Consider the following 16,084-nt stretch of genomic DNA (forward strand, 5'->3'; position numbering starts at 1 on the left):
CACTCCGGAAGATCGACGTCCGACGGGCAGACCTCCAGCCTGCCACGACACCGACGCGACCTGGGCTTTCGGCTCCCTGCTACAGAGCGCGGCGCATCGCCCGGTGCGGGATGCCCGCCTCCTGGTACTCCGGTCCGTACGCCTCGTACCCCAGCCGTTCGTAGAACCCCAGGGCGTGCGTCTGCGCGTGCAGGTCCACGGCCGTCAGCCCGCGCGCGCGTGCCGCGTCCTCGATGGCCCGGACCAGCGCGACACCGACCCCCGTCCCGCGCGCCTCCCTGGCGACCGCGAGCCGCCCGAGCGATCCCACGGACAGGTCGCCGCCGACCTTGGCCGCGGCCGCCTCCCCGTGCAGCAGCCGCCCGGTGCCGAGCGTGAAGCCGTCCTCCCGCACGGCCAGCACGTGCGTGGCCACGGCGTCGTACTCGTCGTACTCGATGTCCTCGGGCACGCCCTGCTCGCCGACGAAGACCTCCTTGCGTACGGCGAAGCAGGCCTCCAGGTCGGCCGGGTCCTCGGCAACGTGCACCCGGTACGCGGGGGTGCCGCTCATCCGTAGGTCTCCTCGCGGACCAGGTCCAGCGCCTTCTGCAGGTCGGCCGGGTAGTCGCAGGCGAACTCCACCCACTGTCCGTCGCCCGGGTGCTCGAAGCCGAGCCGGACTGCGTGCAGCCACTGCCGGGTCAGGTGCAGCCGCTTCGCCAGCGTCGGGTCGGCGCCGTAGGTGAGGTCGCCGACGCAGGGGTGGCGGTGGGCGGACATGTGGACGCGGATCTGGTGGGTGCGGCCGGTCTCCAGCTTCACGTCGAGCAGGGAGGCGGAGCGGAAGGCCTCGATGAGGTCGTAGTGCGTCACGGAGGGCTTGCCGTCGGCCGTGACCGCCCACTTGTAGTCGTGGTTGGGGTGGCGGCCGATGGGCGCGTCGATGGTGCCGCTGGTCGGGTCCGGGTGGCCCTGCACGAGCGTGTGGTAACGCTTGTCGACCGTGCGCTCCTTGAACTGGCGCTTGAGCGAGGTGTACGCGTACTCGGACTTGGCGACGACCATCAGGCCGGAGGTGCCGACGTCGAGGCGGTGCACGATGCCCTGGCGCTCGGCGGCGCCCGAGGTGGAGATGCGGTAGCCGGCGGCGGCCAGGCCCCCGATGACCGTCGGTCCGGTCCAGCCCGGCGACGGGTGCGCGGCCACGCCCACCGGCTTGACGATCACCACCACGTCATCGTCGTCGTGCACGATCTCCATGCCCTCGACGGGCTCCGCGACGACCTGTACGGGCGCGGGTGCCTGCGGCATCTCGACCTCGAGCCAGGCGCCGCCGTGGACACGCTCCGACTTCCCGACCACCGATCCGTCGACCATGACCTTTCCCGCCGCGGCGAGCTCGGCCGCCTTGGTCCGGGAGAAGCCGAACATGCGGGAGATGGCGGCGTCGACGCGCTCGCCCTCCAGGCCGTCGGGCACGGGCAGGGTACGGATCTCGGGAATCGTGCTCACCCGTCGAGTATGCCGGACACCGCCGGGCGCCCCGACCGGGCCTGTGGAAAACCGGGGCTCAGTCCCTGTGGACGGTGCCGTCCGGGTCGAGCCCCCGGAAGGACAACAGCACGATCAGCACACCGCCGCAGACGATCGCCGAGTCGGCCAGGTTGAAGACGGCGAAGCCCTTGGGCGCGATGAAGTCGACGACCGCGCCCTCGAAGACGCCCGGTGAGCGGAAGATCCGGTCGGTGAGGTTGCCGAGCGCACCGCCGAGCAGCAGGCCAAGCGCGATCGCCCAGGGCAGGCTGTAGAGCTTGCGGGCGAGCCGGACGATCACCACGATCACCGCCGCCGCGATCACCGTGAAGATGATGGTGAACGCCTCCCCGAACCCGAAGGCCGCGCCCGCGTTGCGGATCGCCTCCAGCTTCAGCCAGTCCCCCACGACCTCGATCGGGGCGTGGTGCTCCAGCTTGGCGACCACGAGCAGCTTGCTGCCGAGGTCGAGGAGGTACGCGAAGGCGGCGACCGCGAACAGCACGGCGATCCGGCGCTTGCCCTCGGGGCGCGCGACCGTGTCCTGCCGCGATTCGGACCCCGCCGCCTCTGGGGTATCCGGCGTACCGATGATGCGCTCCGCCTCTGCCACGTGAGTCCCTCAACCTAGGTACCTGACTGAGGACGAGGGTACGGCACGCGTGCGTACGCCCTCAGTACCGGCGTTCCTGCTTCTGCTTGCACTCCACGCACAGGGTGGCGCGCGGGAAGGCCTGCATACGGGCCTTGCCGATCGGGTCGCCGCAGTTCTCGCACAGACCGTAGGTGCCCGCGTCCAGCCGCTGCAGGGCGTGCTCGGTCTGGGTGAGCATCTCGCGCGCGTTGGCGGCGAGCGCCATCTCGTGCTCGCGCGTGATGTTCTTGGTGCCGGTGTCCGCCTGGTCGTCGCCCGCGCCGTCCCCGGAGTCCCGCATGAGGCCCTGCAGGGCGGCCTCGGAGGACGCGATCTCGTCGGCCAGCCGCTGCTGCTCGGACTGCAGCTCGGCGCGCGCCTCCTCGACCTCCTCCGTCGTCCAGGGGTCCTCTCCGGGGCGCACCGCCAGCTCGCCCGGCTCCACCGCCGCGGCGAGGCGTGCCTTGGGTACGGCGGTCTTCGCCGCCGTGGCCGTGCCAGGAGTCTTCTTCGCAACCACTGTCGTGGCTCCCGTCTGCTCCGCGGCCTGCGCCGCGCCCGCCTTCTTGGCCGTGCTGTCGTTCTTCTCGCCCGCACTCACAGAGGCCGCCGCCTTCCCGGCGCCCCCTCCCCCACGCACCGCCTTCTTGACAGCACGCTTCCCACCCGACGCCTCTTTGACGACGCCCTTTTCGGCAACCGCCTCCTTGGCGACGGCCTCCCCACCCGGCGCCTTCTTGACGGCACCCTTGGCCGAGGCGGCCTTCTTGGCGGCGCTCTTCCCGGCCGCCTCCTTGGCCACCGTCTTCTTCGCCACCGCCTTCTCCACCGCTGCTTCCTTGGCCGCCGTCTTCTTCACGGCGGCCTTCTTGACCACCGCCGCCTTACCGGCCGCCGCTTCCGCAGCCCCCACAGCCTTCCCCGCAGCCGCCTCGCCGACCGCCGCCTTCCCGGCGCCCGCAGCCTTCCCCGCGGCGGCCTTCCCCGCACTCGCCTTTCCGGCCGCCGCCCCCGCGGCCCGCTTGCCCGGAGTCCTCGCCGCGGACGTCCGCTCGGTACTCGCAGACCGCCCGGAACCCTCCGCCTCGACGGCCTTCCTCAGCGGGGCCGCCCTGGACGCCGCGCCCTTCGCCGAAGCGGCCACCCCGGGCTCCGCGGCCTTCCGGGCGGCCTTCGCGGCACCCGCATCCCCCGCGCCCTTCGCCGCAGCGGCCGCCCCCCGCACCCGCTTCACCGGCTCCGCGCTCTGCTCCGCCTTCGACGCCCCGCCCGCGCGCCCGCCGGACCCGCCCCGTGCGCTCTTCTTCCCGCTCACATCCTTGGCCGCACCGCCCGAGGCCTGTGTGGACCTGCCGGACGCCGACTGCTGTACGGCGGTCTTCTTCGCCACCATGGCCGCGGCCCCTTCACATATTGTGATCTTGCACGCGAATCGTGCTGGGACGATAAATCGACTTGAGTCCCGCGGCAACGGGGCACACCGCCCGATTCGCCCGGCTCGCGCACGCCGCTCCGCGAGCCTGCATCCGTTGTGCCCACCTCCTCGCGGCATAATCCGCCGGACCGTGCCTCCCGGAATCCGAACACGCGTATCGCTCCATTCGGGTCACCTCCGCTCCTCCGGCACCCCGGCCACGGGAGCACCGAAAACCGGTCGGCCGCTGTCCGCGCGGCGCCGTACACTGGGCGGAGCGAAAAGCGTGGATGGGGACGAGTAGCGGCGTACGCAGCCCAGAGCGACCCGGGGACGGTGGAAGCCCGGGGGCGAGCGCGACGTGAAGATCACCCCGGAGCCGCCGGAAGAAAGCCGCAGCCGAGCAGCCGCGGCCGGTAGAACCGGCATCGCGACCCCAATGAGGGGGCTCATCGGCGCACACCCCGCGCCGGCGGGCCAAGGAGGGTGGTACCGCGGGAGCGCGCCGAAACCGGCGCAGGGAAGACTCGGCTCTCGTCCCTCCGGACGGAAGGCAGCAAGTCCGCCGGAGGAAGCTCGCTGATGACAACGCCGACGTACCGCCAGGTGCCCGCCCAGGTCGACCTGCCCGCCCTCGAGCACGCCGTGCTCGACTTCTGGCGCGAGCAGAAGATCTTCGCCAAGACCCTGGAGCAGTCCGAGGGCCGCCCCGAGTGGGTCTTCTACGAGGGCCCGCCCACCGCCAACGGCATGCCCGGCGCCCACCACATCGAGGCCCGCGTCTTCAAGGACGTCTTCCCCCGCTTCCGCACCATGCGCGGCTACCACGTCGCCCGCAAGGCCGGCTGGGACTGCCACGGCCTGCCGGTGGAGCTCGCGGTCGAGAAGGAGCTCGGCTTCAGCGGCAAGCCGGACATCGAGAAGTACGGCATCGCCGAGTTCAACGCCAAGTGCCGCGAGTCGGTGACCCGCCACACCGACGCCTTCACCGAGCTGACGACCCGCATGGGCTACTGGGTCGATCTGGACGACGCCTACCGCACGATGGACCCCGAGTACATCGAGTCGGTCTGGTGGTCGCTGAAGACGATCTTCGACAAGGGTCTGCTGGTCCAGGACCACCGCGTCGCCCCCTGGTGCCCGCGCTGCGGCACCGGCCTGTCGGACCACGAGCTGGCACAGGGCTACGAGACGGTCGTCGACCCGTCCGTCTACGTCCGTTTCCCGCTCACCTCCGGTCCACTCGCCGGCGAGGCGGCACTCCTGGTCTGGACGACGACCCCATGGACGCTGGTGTCCAACACGGCCGTCGCCGCCCACCCCGACGTCACCTACGTCGTCGCCACGAACGGCGATGAGAAGCTCGTCGTCGCCGAACCGCTCGTCGGCAAGGCGCTCGGCGAAGGCTGGGAGACGACCGGCCAGTCCTTCACGGGTACCGAGATGGAGCGCTGGACGTATCAACGTCCGTTCGAGCTCGTGGAGTTCCCGGAGCCGGCGCACTACGTGGTCAACGCGGAGTACGTCACGACCGAGGACGGTACGGGCCTGGTCCACCAGTCCCCCGCCTTCGGTGAGGACGACCTCAAGGTCTGCCGCGCGTACGGCCTGCCCGTGGTGAACCCGGTCCTGCCCGACGGCACCTTCGAGAAGGACGTCCCGCTGGTCGGCGGCGTCTTCTTCAAGAAGGCGGACGAAAAGCTCACCGAGGACCTCCAGCAGCGCGGCCTCCTCTTCAAGCACATCCCGTACGAGCACAGCTACCCGCACTGCTGGCGCTGCCACACCGCGCTCCTCTACTACGCGCAGCCGTCCTGGTACATCCGCACCACGGCCATCAAGGACCGTCTGCTGCAGGAGAACGAGAACACCAACTGGTTCCCGGACACCGTCAAGCACGGCCGGTACGGCGACTGGCTGAACAACAACATCGACTGGGCGCTGTCCCGCAACCGCTACTGGGGCACCCCGCTGCCGATCTGGCGCTGCGAGGACGACCACCTCACCGTCGTCGGCTCCCGCGCCGAGCTCACCGAGCTGACCGGCACCGACCAGTCCGATCTGGACCCGCACCGCCCGTACATCGACGACGTCACCTTCGCCTGCCCGAAGTGCCGCAAGACGGCCACGCGCGTGCCGGAGGTCATCGACGCCTGGTACGACTCGGGCTCGATGCCGTTCGCGCAGTGGGGCTACCCGTACAAGAACAAGGAGCTGTTCGAGAGCCGGTACCCGGCGCAGTTCATCTCCGAGGCCATCGACCAGACCCGCGGGTGGTTCTACACCCTCATGGCCGTGGGCACGCTGGTGTTCGACAAGTCGTCGTACGAGAACGTCGTCTGCCTGGGGCACATCCTGGCCGAGGACGGCCGCAAGATGTCCAAGCACCTGGGCAACATCCTGCAGCCGATCCCGCTGATGGACCAGCACGGTGCGGACGCCGTGCGCTGGTTCATGGCGGCGGGCGGCTCGCCGTGGGCCGCGCGGCGCGTGGGCCACGGCACGATCCAGGAGGTCGTCCGCAAGACGCTCCTCACCTACTGGAACACGGTCGCCTTCCAGGCCCTGTACGCCCGCACCTCCGGCTGGGCGCCCAGCAAGGCGGACCCGGCCCCGGCCGACCGCCCCGTCCTGGACCGCTGGCTGCTGTCCGAACTGCACGCCCTGACGGACCAGGTGACACAGGCGCTGGAGGCCTACGACACCCAGCGCGCCGGCAAGCTCCTGTCGGCGTTCGTCGACGACCTGTCCAACTGGTACGTCCGCCGCTCGCGCCGCCGCTTCTGGCAGGGCGACAAGGCCGCGCTGCGCACCCTGCACGAGGTCGTGGAGACGGTCACCAAGCTGATGGCCCCGCTGACGCCGTTCATCACCGAGCGGGTCTGGCAGGACCTGATCGTGCCGGTGGCCCCGGGCGCGCCGGAGTCGGTGCACCTGGCCTCCTGGCCCGAGGCGGACCTGACGGCGATCGACCCCGAGCTGTCGAAGCAGATGCTCCTGGTACGGCGGCTGGTGGAGCTCGGCCGCGCCACGCGCGCGGAGTCGGGCGTGAAGACGCGTCAGCCGCTGTCGCGGGCGCTGGTCGCGGCGGCCGGGTTCGAGTCCCTCGACGCCGAGCTGCACGCCCAGATCACCGAGGAGCTGAACGTCTCCTCGCTGGCTTCGCTGTCCGAGGTCGGCGGTTCCCTGGTGGACACCACCGCGAAGGCCAACTTCCGGGCGCTGGGCAAGCGGTTCGGCAAGCGGGTGCAGGACGTCGCCAAGGCCGTCGCGAGCGCCGACGCGGCCGCGCTGTCGCTGGCCCTGCGCGAGGGCACGGCGTCGGTGGAGGTCGACGGGGAGACCATCTCCCTCGCACCGGACGAGGTGATCATCACGGAGACCCCGCGCGAGGGCTGGTCGGTGGCGTCCGACTCCGGCGCGACGGTGGCCCTGGACCTGGAGATCACGGAGGAGCTGCGGCAGGCCGGTCTGGCCCGTGACGCGATCCGGCTGATCCAGGAGGCCCGGAAGAACAGCGGGCTGGACGTGGCCGACCGGATCGCGCTGCGCTGGACGTCCACGGACCCCGCGGTCATCGCGGCGCTGAGCGAGCACTCCGGTCTGATCTCGGACGAGGTGCTCGCGACGGACTTCGCCCAGGGCGAGGCGGACGACTCCTACGGCGAGGCGTTCACCGACGAAGGACTGTCGCTGACGTTCCGCCTTCGGAAGGCGTAGTCCTCAACCGTTCGCGGCCCGCGGGTCGCGGGGAGCGGTCGCACAGCTCGCGCCCCGGGGCCGGCGCGATCAACCCGCGTAAAAGGGGCGAGCCCCGGACCTGAGTCCGGGGCTCGCCCCTTTGAACGCCGCCGACGACTACGGCGTACTACTCACCGTGCCGCGGCCGTCAGTTGTCGTCCTCGTCGATCAGGAAGCCACGCATCGGCGACGGCGCCTGCCCCATCGGGGACGGGCCCTGCGGGCGGACCGGAGCCATCGGCTGGGTCATCGCCGGGGACATCTGCTGCTGGCCGCCGTAGGACGGGGCAGCGGGGCTCGGCGCACCGCCCATGGGCTGGTTGCCGCCGTAGGACGGGGCGCTCGCGCCGGCCGGTGCCATGGAGGGCGCCGGGGACGGCGGGAGGGAGGCCGCGGCCGGGGTGCGGGGCGGGGCGAGGGAGTCGTCGGCCTGGGTCTCCAGCTGGCGCAGCTGCGACTCCAGGTAGGACTTCAGACGCGTGCGGTACTCGCGCTCGAAGCCGCGCAGATCCTCGACCTTGCGCTCCAGCGTGGCGCGGGCGGACTCCAGGGAGCCCATCGCGACGCGGTGCTTCTCCTGCGCGTCCCGCTCCAGCGCGTCGGCCTTGGCACGGGCGTCACGCTCGAGACCCTCGGCACGCGAACGCGCCTCGCCGACGATCTTGTTGGCCTCGGAACGGGCCTCGGCGATCGCCTGGTCGGCGGTCTGCTGGGCCAGCGAGAGGACTCGGGCGGCGCTGTCGCCACCGGGGCCCTGACCGGGGCCGCCCATCGGACCGCCCATGGGGCCGCCCATCGGGCCACCCATCTGCTGCTGCATGGGGGGCTGCCCCATGGGGCCGCCCATCTGGCCCTGGCCCATGGGGCCCTGACCCATCGGACCCTGGCCCATGGGGCCGGGACCCTGCGGGCCGCCCTGTCCACCGGGACCGGCGGGCAGCTGCGGCGCACCGCTCGGCAGCTGGGGCGGGCCACCCATGGGGCCACCCATCTGCTGCTGCGGCGGGCCCGATATGCCGGCCGGTACCGGGGCGCCAGGCCCTCGCATGCCCTGCTGGGGCATACCGCCCTGCTGAGGCATGCCACCCTGCTGGGGCATTCCACCCTGCTGCGGCATACCGCCCTGCTGGTCCTGCGGACCGCCGGGACCCTCCGGGGGCTTGCGCATGTTCTGCTGGTTCTGGGCAGCAGCACGCGTCGCCGCGGCCAGTTTGGCGCGCAGGTCCTCGTTCTCGCGGAGCAGGCGGGTCAGTTCGGCTTCGACCTCGTCGAGGAAGGCATCGACCTCGTCCTCGTCATAGCCTTCTCGGAGGCGGACGGTCGTGAACTGCTTGTTCCGCACGTCCTCGGGGGTCAACGGCATCTCTTCACCTCAACGTAGTCGTCGGCATTCGGCAAGACGGTAGGTCACATCGCTCACAGCCGGCTCACGATCGAGATCAGGATGTAGACGATGATCATCAGTACGAAGAAGGACAGGTCGAGCGCCACGCCCCCGAGACGCAGCGGCGGAATGAACCGCCGCAGAAGCTTGAGCGGTGGATCAGTGACAGTGTAGGTGGCCTCCAGAACGACCACCATCGCCTTGCCGGGTTGCCATGAGCGGGCGAACTGGAAGACGTAGTCCATGACCAACCGGAAGATGAGCACGATCAGGAAGCACATCAGCGCGATGTAAATGACCTGCCAAACCACGCTCATTGCTGGTGCTTCCCTCTCCCCTGTTTCCGTGCTGCTGGGTCCTACTTGTACTGCTGTTTCCGGTCGTGCGTCTCAGCTCTGGTTGAAGAACCCGCCCTCTGCGATGCGGGCCTTGTCCTCCGCCGTGACATCGACGTTAGCAGGCGACAACAGGAACACCTTCTGCGTCACCCGCTCGATGCTGCCGTGAAGACCAAACACCAAACCGGCCGCAAAGTCGACAAGTCGCTTCGCGTCTGTGTCATCCATCTCAGTCAGATTCATGATCACCGGGGTGCCCTCACGGAAGTGTTCCCCGATAGTACGGGCCTCGTTGTAGGTCCGCGGGTGAAGCGTGGTGATCCGGTAAGGCTCTCGTTCGGACACGACCTTGGGCATGATCACCGGTGCGTTCTTCTCCAGACTTGCGCGTTCTTGTGTGATGGACGCCACGGGCGCGATGCGCGCCGGACGGCCGGATTCCGCGGGTAGCGAAGCGGAACGGGCGACCGGTTCGCGCGGCACGGAGGGCTGCACGATTCGCACCTCTTCGTCCCTTTGGGACTGATGTGCGGCGTGAGACTGGTGCGACGGTTCGTGCCGTCGGTGGTCCCGCTCCGGCTCGGGGTCGAGTTCGGGCTCGAAGTCGTCATCGGGGTCGAATCCCCTGCCGTCGTACCCATCGTCCTCCACGAGGCCGAGGTAGACCGCCATCTTGCGCATCGCGCCGGCCATGCTCTGAGTCCTCCGCTCTGTGGTGGATCGACTGACGACTGCCAAGTGCCCGCGATCCACGAGGCCGTTGTGCCCGCCTTTCGGCGGCATTGACCATATTTTCTGCTGTGGTCCGACTTCCTGGCGACGTTACCCGAGCCGTGCGCGGAGTCCGAGTACCGCAGTGCCGACGCGTACATGTGTCGCTCCGGCCGCCACGGCCTGTTCGAGGTCCGCACTCATTCCTGCCGAGACCATGTTCGCAGCCGGATGGGCCCGGCGCAGGTCGGTCGACAAATCCATCAACCGCTCGAACGCCGCCTGTTCGCGTCCCGCGTAGGGTCCGGTGAGCGGCGCGACGGTCATCAGACCCGCCAGCCGCAGTCCGGGCGCGCCTGCCACGAGTTCGCCCAGCTCTTCGATTCCGTCCGGTCCGACACCCCCGCGCTCCCCGCGCCCGTTCTCCCCCGCGTCGAGCGCGACCTGGATCAGACAGCCCAGCTCGCGCCCCTGCCGCTCCGCCTCCCTGGAGAGGGCGGTGACCAGCCGGGCACGGTCGACGGACTGCACCATATCGGCATAACCGACCACGGATCGAACCTTGTTGGTCTGCAACTGACCAACAAAGTGCCAAGTCAACGGCAGGTCCGAGCAAGCGGCAGCCTTGGGCGCGGCGTCCTGGTCCCGGTTCTCGGCAACGTGCCGCACGCCGAGCTCCGACAGGATCCGCACATCGCTCGCCGGGTAGGTCTTGGTGACCACGATCAGGGTCACCTCGTCCCGCCCCCGGCCGACGGCCGCGCACGCGTCGGCGATACGACGCTCCACCTTCGCCAGGTTCGCGGCGAGTTCGTCCTTACGGTCCGTCATGTCCCTCAGTCCAGCCAGACATATCCCGCGAGTCGCCCCGTGGTGCGGTCGCGTCGGTACGAGAAGTGATCGGCCGACTCCAGCGTGCACGCCGGGGACTGCCACCGGTCGCGCACCCCGAGCCGGTCGAGCTGCGCGTGCACTCCGGCGGTCACGTCGACCGCGGGCGTGCCCCAGCTCGTCTCGGCGTACGCCGCCGGTTCGACCGCGGCCACGTCGGCGCGCATCTCCTCGGGCACCTCGTAGCACCGGCCGCAGACGGCCGGTCCGGTGCGGGCGACGATCCGGGCGGGGTCGGCGCCCAGCTCGGTCATCGCGCGTAGCGCGGCCGGCACGACGCCGGCGACCATACCGGGCCGGCCCGCGTGCGCCGCGGCGACGACTCCGGCGACCGGGTCGGCGAGCAGGACCGGCGTGCAGTCGGCGGTGAGCACGGCGAGGGCGAGTCCGCGCCGCGTGGTGACGATCGCGTCGACCTCGGGCACGGGACTCTCGCCCCACGGTCCGTCGACCACGGCCACCTCCGCTCCGTGCACCTGGTTCATCCAGACCACGTTCGCCGGGTCGAGGCCGAGGGACTTGGCGGCCAGCTCCCGATTGGTGCGTACGGCGTCGGGGTCGTCGCCGACCGCTCCGCCGAGGTTGAGCTCCTCGTACGGAACGGCGCTCACCCCGCCCCACCGGTCGGTGAAGGCGAAGTGCGCGCCGCTCACGGTGTCGCGCTGCTTTATCACGTCAGAAGGATCACTTGAGGAAGTCCGGTACGTCCAGCTCCTCGGCGGCGCTGTCGGTGTAGGACCGCGACGGCGGGACCGGAGGGGCGACCGGGAGGTCGGCGACCGGCTCGGGAGCGGGCTCCGGGTCCTCCTTCGGCGTCACGCTGCCGAGCGAGCCGAAGGACGGGCGGGACTCGGGCTGCCGTACCGGAGTGGGCTCGTCGCGGCGGGCCGAGGCCGAGGACGAGCCCATGACGGTCTCTCGGCGGGCCGGCGGCTGACCGCCGTCGAAGCCGGCCGCGATCACCGTGACCCGGACCTCGTCGCCGAGCGCGTCGTCGATGACCGCGCCGAAGATGATGTTGGCCTCGGGGTGGGCGGCCTCGCTCACCAGCTGGGCCGCCTCGTTGATCTCGAACAGGCCGAGGTCGGAGCCGCCGGAGATGGAGAGCAGCACACCGCGGGCGCCGTCGATGGACGCCTCGAGCAGCGGCGAGGAGATCGCCATCTCGGCCGCGGCCACCGCGCGGTCGTCGCCGCGGGCCGAGCCGATGCCCATGAGGGCCGAACCGGCCTCGGACATGACCGACTTGACGTCGGCGAAGTCGAGGTTGATGAGGCCGGGGGTGGTGATGAGGTCGGTGATGCCCTGGACACCGGAGAGCAGGACCTGGTCGGCCGACTTGAAGGCGTCGAGCACCGAGACCTGGCGGTCCGAGATGGACAGCAGCCGGTCGTTCGGGATGACGATGAGGGTGTCGACCTCTTCGCGGAGTTCGGCGATGCCGTCCTCTGCCTGGTTGGCGCGGCGCCGGCCCTCGAAGGTGAAGGGGCGGGTGACCACGCCGATGGTGAGGGCGCCCAGGGAGCGGGCGATGTTGGCCACGACGGGCGCGCCGCCGGTGCCGGTGCCGCCGCCTTCACCGGCCGTCACGAAGACCATGTCGGCCCCCTTGAGGACCTCCTCGATCTCCTCGCGGTGGTCCTCGGCGGCCTTGCGGCCGACGGCCGGGTTGGCTCCGGCGCCGAGTCCGCGGGTGAGTTCGCGGCCGACGTCGAGCTTGACGTCGGCGTCGCTCATCAACAGCGCCTGCGCGTCGGTGTTGATGGCGATGAACTCGACGCCCTTGAGACCGACCTCGATCATCCGGTTGATGGCATTGACACCACCGCCGCCGACACCGATGACTTTGATGACTGCGAGGTAGTTCTGCGGTGCTGCCACGTCGAAGGCCTCTCGCCTCGAGTTACGTGTCGCCGTTTCGCGGGTGAGTGCGATCCGGCGACTGATGCCGATTGGGACGGTCCGTAGCGCCGACCCGAACCCTAACGTTGAAGTTTAGGGTTACCAGTGTGACTGTTCGCTGGAGTCTTCCGAACAGGACACTAAGTCGACAAGTGGCGCACGTTCAACGAACACGCCGAACCTCCCGTTTTTCTTTTCACCCTATGTGATCAGGCATAGCAGTGCCCAACCAGGGTGCTGGCCTGCGCGGATGTGCGTCAACTCCCCGATGACGCCGGAGCGGTGGGAACCGAGACGTCGAAGTGCCGCGCATCGGGCGCCGCTTTCATGAGAGCGGTGAGCGTACGGGCCTTCAGCGCGCCCCTCTCGGAACTCCCCCACGCCACGGTCCGGCCCCCGCTCAGCAGCAGCAGGATGTCGTCGTAGGAACGCACTTTGACGGTCGCGGTCTCGCCCGCGACGGCCGCCGGAATGGCGTCGGCGACGCGCACCGCCTCGCGCACCAGACGGGCCTCGCCGAAGCGCCGCAGGCTCGCCGCGGCGGAACCCCGGGAGAGCCGCAATTCCAGTGCCGGCACGCCCTTCGGAGCCCGGGAAACCGTGGCGAAACGGACACCTTCATCGTCCACTTCGACGAAGTTTCCGCCCTTTTGGACAATCAGAACCGGAGTGCGTTCAACCACTTTCAGGTCGATTCCGTGCGGCCAGGAACGGACCACGTCAACGGTGTCGATTCGGGGCAGTTTCGCGCGCAGCCTCGCCTCGATCTCGTCGGTGTCGACGGAAATCAGCGGTGCCCCGACGGGAACCTCGGCGGCCGCCCGCACCTGCGTGGGCGTCAGGACCCTGGTGCCGGAGACGGACACCCGCTCCACACGGGTCCACGAGGAGCCGTACAGCACCCACACGGTGCCCGCGCCGAGGAGGACCAGCACCACGGCGAGAATGATGATCGTACGAACGCGTGGCGGCTTCAGCCGCCTCAACCGCCGGGCGAGAGGCGGGCCGGACGACTCCTGCTGACGTTCACCACGCTCGGCGGTGGTCGGTCCGGCCACGCTCCCTGCCCTTCGCTCATGCGGTCCTAGTGCTGTGCACGGTGGGCGGCGATCGCCTCGTACACCATGCCGACGAGGAGTTCGTCGGCGTCCCGGCGGCCGAACTCGGCGGCGGCGCGGGACATCTCGTACAGCCGGTGCGGGTCGGCGAGCACGGGCAGGACGTTCGCCCGCACCCAGTCGGGCGTCAGTTCCGCGTCGTCGACCAGCAGTCCGCCGCCGGCCTTGACCACCGGCTGGGCGTTCAGCCGCTGTTCGCCGTTGCCGATGGGCAGCGGGACGTAGGCGGCCGGGAGCCCGACGGCGGAGAGTTCGGCGACGGTCATCGCGCCCGCGCGGCAGAGCATCATGTCGGCCGCCGCGTACGCGAGATCCATCCGGTCCAGGTAACTTACCGGGATGTAGGGGGGCATCCCCGGCATCTGCTGCACGTGCGGCAGTTCGTTCTTCGGGCCGACCGCGTGCAGGATCTGGATGCCGGCCTGCTGCAACCACGGCGCGACCTGCTGGACCACCTCGTTGAGGCGGCGGGCGCCCTGCGAGCCGCCGGAGACCAGCAGCGTGGGCAGGTTGGGGTCGAGACCGAACATGTGCCGGGCCTCGGGGCGGGCGGCGGCCCGGTCCAGGGTGGCGATGGTGTGCCGCAGCGGGATCCCGATGTAGCGGGAGTTCCGCAGCTTGCTGTCCGGGGTGGCGACGGCCACCTGGGCGGCGTACCGGGACCCGATCTTGTTGGCGAGGCCGGGGCGCGCGTTGGCCTCGTGGATGACGATCGGCACGCCGAGGCGCTTGGCGGCGAGATAGCCGGGCAGCGCGACGTAACCGCCGAAGCCGACCACCGCGTCCGCCTTGGTGCGCTCCAGGATCTGCTCGGTCGCCTTGATCGTGCCGCGCAGCCGGCCCGGAACGGTGATCAGCTCGGGGGTGGGCTTGCGCGGCAGGGGTACGGCGGGGATCAGCGCGAGCTCGTAGCCCCGCTGCGGAACGAGCTTGGTCTCCAGGCCGCGCTCCGTGCCCAGGGCCGTGATCCCCACGGTCGGGTCCTGCCTGCGCAGGGCGTCCGCGAGGGCGAGCGCGGGCTCGATGTGGCCGGCGGTCCCCCCACCGGCGAGTACGACATGCACCGAAATTCACCGCTCTCCGGACGAGCGCGCCGCCGAGGCACGCCGTCGCATCGTGTTCCATCTCCGAGGCCCCCGGTCCCGCACGGCGCCTCCCGCCCGCTTTCTACCAAAGCGGGGTTGCCGCATGGAAAGCGCCGCCCGCGCTGCGGGCTCGTCACGCGCGAACGCGATCAGCAGCCCGATGGCGAACATGGTCGGCAGCAGGGCGGATCCCCCGTAGGAGAACAGCGGGAGGGGGACTCCGGCGATCGGCAGCAGGCCGAGCACTGCACCGATGTTGATCACCGCCTGAGCGGTGATCCAGGTGGTCACACCTCCCGCGGCATACCTGACGAAGGGGTCCTCCGTGCGTCCGGCCACGCGGATACCCGCATAGCCTAGAGCCGCGAAGAGGGCGAGTACCGACAGCGTGCCCGCCAGGCCCAGTTCCTCACCGGTGACGGCGAAGATGAAGTCCGTGTGCGCTTCGGGGAGTTGCCCCCATTTTTCCACACTCGCACCGAGCCCGGATCCGAAGATTCCGCCGGATGCGAGCGCGTAGATCCCGTGCACGGCCTGCCAGCAGTCGGCGACGCCGGACTTGGGCTCCGTGGCGCCGATGCAGGCGAGGCGGGCCATGCGGTTCGGGCTGGTCTTGATCAGGATCACACCGAGAGTGGCGGCGATCGACAGCACGCCGACGAAGAGGCGGGTGGGCGCCCCGGCCAGCCACAACAGGCCGAACAGGATCGCCGTGAGGATGATCGCCGTGCCCATGTCGCCGCCGAGCATGATCAGCCCGAGCAGCAGGAAGGCGACCGGCACGAGCGGCACCAGCATGTGCTTCCACTGGTTGAGCAGGTTCTTGTCCTGCTTGCGGGCCAGCAGGTCGGCGCTCCACAGGACCAGGGCGAGCTTGCCGAACTCGCTGGGCTGGATCTGGAAGGAGCCGCCGAGCGAGATCCAGTTCTGGTTGCCGTTGACCGACATCCCTATCCCCGGCACCTGCACCAGCGCCATCAGGAAGACGGCGCCCGCGAGGATCGGATAGGCCAGCGCGCGGTGCAGCTTGACCGGCATCCGGGAGGCGACCAGCAGCAGGACGGCGCCGATGACGGCCGCGAGCAGCTGCTTGCGGAAGAAGTAGGAGCCCGGCAGGGACATCTGCAGCGCGGTGACCTGGGAGGCCGAGTAGACCATCACCAGACCGAGCAGGGTGATCAGGAAACTGCCGCCGGCGATCAGGTAGTAGGCGGTCAGCGGCCGGTCCCAGGCGCGCTTGGCGTTCAGGTAGGCGCGCAGCACCGGGTTGTCGCGGGGCGGCCTGGGGCCGGCGGGACGTCCGACGGCCCGCTGAACGGGCGGCCGTCCGGTACGGCTACTGGGCATCAGA

Annotated in this window: 14 protein-coding genes; 1 reads left to right on the forward strand and 13 read right to left on the reverse strand. The window is 70.3% G+C overall.

What is annotated here, in order from left to right; all coding sequences use genetic code 11:
* Positions 1-79: 79 nt before the first annotated feature.
* The 4 genes from FBY22_RS31500 to FBY22_RS31515 all read right to left on the reverse strand — a co-directional run bounded on the left by FBY22_RS31500 (position 80) and on the right by FBY22_RS31515 (position 3,542).
* Entirely contained in the window at positions 80-553 is a 474-nt protein-coding gene (locus tag FBY22_RS31500) for a GNAT family N-acetyltransferase (protein ID WP_142151375.1), read from the reverse strand.
* Positions 550-1,494 (reverse strand): RluA family pseudouridine synthase, encoded by a 945-nt coding sequence (locus tag FBY22_RS31505; protein WP_142151376.1) that lies wholly within the window; start codon positions 1,492-1,494, stop codon positions 550-552. The genes FBY22_RS31500 and FBY22_RS31505 overlap by 4 nt, the downstream gene beginning before the upstream one ends.
* Before the next feature lie 58 nt (positions 1,495-1,552).
* Positions 1,553-2,128 (reverse strand): signal peptidase II, encoded by a 576-nt coding sequence (gene lspA / locus FBY22_RS31510; protein ID WP_142151377.1) that lies wholly within the window; start codon positions 2,126-2,128, stop codon positions 1,553-1,555.
* Positions 2,129-2,189: 61 nt separating this feature from the next.
* Positions 2,190-3,542 (reverse strand): TraR/DksA family transcriptional regulator, encoded by a 1,353-nt coding sequence (locus FBY22_RS31515; protein WP_174267307.1) that lies wholly within the window; start codon positions 3,540-3,542, stop codon positions 2,190-2,192.
* A gap of 603 nt (positions 3,543-4,145) precedes the next feature.
* Between FBY22_RS31515 and ileS the strand changes: the two genes are divergently transcribed.
* Complete coding sequence (gene ileS, locus FBY22_RS31525; RefSeq protein ID WP_142151378.1) at positions 4,146-7,283, forward strand: isoleucine--tRNA ligase; 3,138 nt, start codon at positions 4,146-4,148, stop codon at positions 7,281-7,283.
* A gap of 169 nt (positions 7,284-7,452) precedes the next feature.
* On the opposite strand, the gene FBY22_RS31530 is transcribed toward ileS, so the two are convergent.
* The 9 genes from FBY22_RS31530 to ftsW form a co-directional block, all read right to left on the reverse strand.
* A complete protein-coding gene (locus tag FBY22_RS31530; RefSeq protein WP_142151379.1) occupies positions 7,453-8,667 on the reverse strand; it encodes a DivIVA domain-containing protein in 1,215 nt (404 codons plus the stop codon).
* A gap of 53 nt (positions 8,668-8,720) precedes the next feature.
* Positions 8,721-9,005, reverse strand: a complete 285-nt coding sequence (locus FBY22_RS31535; RefSeq protein ID WP_142151380.1) for a YggT family protein — start codon at positions 9,003-9,005, stop codon at positions 8,721-8,723.
* A gap of 72 nt (positions 9,006-9,077) precedes the next feature.
* Positions 9,078-9,719, reverse strand: a complete 642-nt coding sequence (locus FBY22_RS31540) for a cell division protein SepF (protein WP_058925846.1) — start codon at positions 9,717-9,719, stop codon at positions 9,078-9,080.
* A 129-nt stretch (positions 9,720-9,848) separates the two neighbouring features.
* On the reverse strand, positions 9,849-10,568 hold the full coding sequence (locus FBY22_RS31545; protein WP_142151381.1) for a YggS family pyridoxal phosphate-dependent enzyme: 720 nt from the start codon (positions 10,566-10,568) through the stop codon (positions 9,849-9,851).
* Between the two features lie 5 nt (positions 10,569-10,573).
* Entirely contained in the window at positions 10,574-11,302 is a 729-nt protein-coding gene (gene pgeF, locus FBY22_RS31550) for a peptidoglycan editing factor PgeF (protein ID WP_142151382.1), read from the reverse strand.
* A 10-nt stretch (positions 11,303-11,312) separates the two neighbouring features.
* Positions 11,313-12,509 carry a cell division protein FtsZ gene (gene ftsZ / locus FBY22_RS31555; RefSeq protein WP_142151383.1) on the reverse strand — a complete coding sequence of 399 codons (1,197 nt, stop codon included), beginning with the start codon at positions 12,507-12,509 and terminating at the stop codon, positions 11,313-11,315.
* 278 nt (positions 12,510-12,787) lie between these two features.
* Positions 12,788-13,588 (reverse strand): cell division protein FtsQ/DivIB, encoded by an 801-nt coding sequence (locus FBY22_RS31560; RefSeq protein ID WP_142151384.1) that lies wholly within the window; start codon positions 13,586-13,588, stop codon positions 12,788-12,790.
* Positions 13,589-13,614: 26 nt separating this feature from the next.
* Positions 13,615-14,712 (reverse strand): undecaprenyldiphospho-muramoylpentapeptide beta-N-acetylglucosaminyltransferase, encoded by a 1,098-nt coding sequence (murG, locus tag FBY22_RS31565; RefSeq protein WP_142151385.1) that lies wholly within the window; start codon positions 14,710-14,712, stop codon positions 13,615-13,617.
* Positions 14,713-14,718: 6 nt separating this feature from the next.
* The gene (gene ftsW, locus FBY22_RS31570; RefSeq protein WP_142151386.1) at positions 14,719-16,080 is read right to left on the reverse strand and encodes a putative lipid II flippase FtsW; all 1,362 of its coding nucleotides are present in this window, start codon (positions 16,078-16,080) and stop codon (positions 14,719-14,721) included.
* Between the last annotated feature and the right edge of the window lie 4 nt (positions 16,081-16,084).

The sequence above is a fragment of the Streptomyces sp. SLBN-31 genome (assembly GCF_006715395.1).
In the GTDB taxonomy this organism is placed as follows: Bacteria; Actinomycetota; Actinomycetes; order Streptomycetales; family Streptomycetaceae; genus Streptomyces.